Annotated in this window: 1 protein-coding gene and 1 pseudogene; both read left to right on the top strand. The window is 73.3% G+C overall.

The genetic code is table 11. The features are described from left to right. The first annotated feature begins 199 nt into the window (after positions 1-199). Complete coding sequence (locus tag G6R25_RS23750; protein ID WP_235949511.1) at positions 200-1264, top strand: SigE family RNA polymerase sigma factor; 1065 nt, start codon at positions 200-202, stop codon at positions 1262-1264. A 63-nt stretch (positions 1265-1327) separates the two neighbouring features. Then, positions 1328-1824, top strand: a pseudogene (locus G6R25_RS23745) (hypothetical protein); the annotation flags it as partial.

Here is a 1824-nt window from a genome sequence, read left to right as displayed (position 1 = left end):
GTGCGGCGTTCGTATCGCCGTATTAACGGTACAGGAACTGATCAGCACTCAAGTGCCACGACAGACAGCAGATCCAGTCGCTACCGTCATATGCGCATCGCCCTGATCTCATGATTCTCTGCAACCAGTCACAGACGACCACAGCATCGACTGTCAGGCCGGCTCCGGGGACGCGCCGGCCAGGACGGGCCCGGGGAGCGTGCCAGTGGAAGCGGTCGCGGCCGACGACGAGCACGAACATCCCCTCAGACAGGCGGAGTTCCACGCGTTCTTCGAAAGCCATCATCGTGCGCTGAGTCATTTCGCGTACCTGCTGACCGGTGACCACGACGCGGCCGACGACATCACCGCCGATGCGCTCACCGCGGCCTGGTCCAGCTGGGACCGGGTCCGTTCGGCTGAGCTCCCCCTGGCCTACGTCCGGCGCATCGTCGCGAACCTGGCGGCGGACCGGGTCCGCAAGGTCGTACGCGAGCGGCGCGGGCTGGCCGTGCTCGGGCAGCGTGCCGAGCCGTCCGCCCCGGTGCCGGACGTGCCGGCGGTGGTCGACCTCCGCACCGCCCTGATGAGCCTGCCGCCGGGCAAGCGGGCCTGCGTGGTGCTCCGCTACGCCTTCGACCTGTCGGAAGGGGAGACCGCCCGGACACTGGGCATCGCTGTCGGGACGGTGAAAAGCCAGACGGCCAAGGGAGTCGCCGAGTTGGAGCGAATCCTTAAGAGAACGGAGCTGTCGCCGACCGCGACGACCCAGCAGGAGGTGACCCCCCGCATGGCGCCCGAGCAACCCGACCTGTCCCAGGGAGGCACGTCCCGGCCAGGCTCGTCCGGGATGAACGGTGCGCGCTCCGGCCTGGACGAGTCCGCCGACGGGCGCGGCACCGGGCAGCCCGACGAATCCGCCGGGCCCGACCGGTCCGCCTTTGCCCCGAAGCACCCGGTCGAGCCGATTCCAGGGGCCGAGCCGGCTCCCGGCGCCGGTCAGCACCTCGGCGGCGAGCCGTTCCCGGCGACCGGACTGCTGCCCAGGCCCGTGCCGGTGGCCCGGCGCGAACCCACCCTCCGACGCGAACCCGTTCCCTGGCGCAAGCCCGTCGCCGGGCGCGAACTGCCCCAGCACGAACGCCTGCCCCGGCCCGAACACGCGGCCCGACTGGACCACTCGAGCCGGTCCGGACCAGCGGGTGGGACGGGGGCGTCAGCCGGGCCCGGGCCGGGGCCCTGGCCTCGGCTGGCCTGGCCGATGTGGCGCGTCGCCGAGGCGTAGATGACACCAAGCACGTCGGGGTTCCAGGAGCCCGACCATGATCGACCCGCCGGGTCGGGCCAGATGAGCCGTGCCAGAACCCCGGACGGGAACCTGACGAGCACCGCGTTCCACGAGGAACTGCGCGTCATGCTGGGCACCGAGATGGCCCGGCACCAGCCCGACTCCGACCGGATCCGGCGCCGGCTCGCGGCAGCCGCCGGGCAGCCGCTGGGCAGGCCCTCCCCCCTCCCGCCGCGCCAGCCGGGGTCCGTCTCTCCCCTCGGCGCCCGACCGGGCGCCGTCCCCCAGAGCCGATCGGACACCGCCGCGGGGCCCCCGCCCGGCCCGGCCGCGGGCCCGGAGAGCACCACGCCGATCGAGGTCGGCGCGAGCCTCACCGCGGACGACGAAGCCGCCGCGTACCCGCAATCCCGGCTGCCCGCCGAGGCCGAGCCGCACGGGGACGCCGAGCCGGGCGGCCTCGACGCGCTGATCGACCTGACCGGTCCGCTCGATCTGCACGAGCCCGCCGAGGAGGCGGACCGCGTCGATTCGACGGCGCCCCTGTCGCTGGATGC

Origin of the sequence: Candidatus Frankia alpina, from assembly GCF_902806485.1 — a bacterium.
Classification (GTDB): domain Bacteria; phylum Actinomycetota; class Actinomycetes; order Frankiales; family Frankiaceae; genus Frankia; species Frankia alpina.
Note: the sequence above shows the minus strand (reverse complement) of the source record. Positions and strands in the feature narration are given on the sequence as shown.